This window comes from Limosilactobacillus reuteri subsp. porcinus, from assembly GCF_036621895.1.
Taxonomy (GTDB): domain Bacteria; phylum Bacillota; class Bacilli; order Lactobacillales; family Lactobacillaceae; genus Limosilactobacillus; species Limosilactobacillus reuteri_J.
In genome coordinates, this window is the sequence record NZ_LN887325.1 from 14,176 (window position 1) to 14,463 (window position 288).

At 44.4% G+C, this 288-nt stretch carries 1 protein-coding gene; it reads right to left on the reverse strand.

Going from position 1 to position 288, the window contains the following annotated elements; all coding sequences use genetic code 11:
• Nucleotides 1–288: dihydropteroate synthase (locus tag AACL61_RS01190; RefSeq protein WP_339110867.1), on the reverse strand; the 288-nt coding region annotated here is incomplete at both ends.

A 288-nucleotide genomic window follows, 5' to 3' on the forward strand; every position in this document is an offset into this window, starting at 1 on the left:
TTTGCACCGGCTGCTACCATCTTAGCAATTTGATTGACGATAGCGGAGTGGGATTGAAATTTGCCCCCATCATAAAACGAGTCAGGAGTTACATTTAAAATCCCATAAATCACTGGTTGCTCTGTCAGGTCAAAGGTAAACCGACCTGCACGCCAAATAATTTGGTGACGACGGTAGACCTGCTCAAGAGAAGCAATTAATTCGTCGTCGTTATCCCACCACTCTTTCACCCGCGCTATTAGTTCTTTTAGGGAAAGGAGCGGAAAAGAAAATTCTACGCGCTTTTCA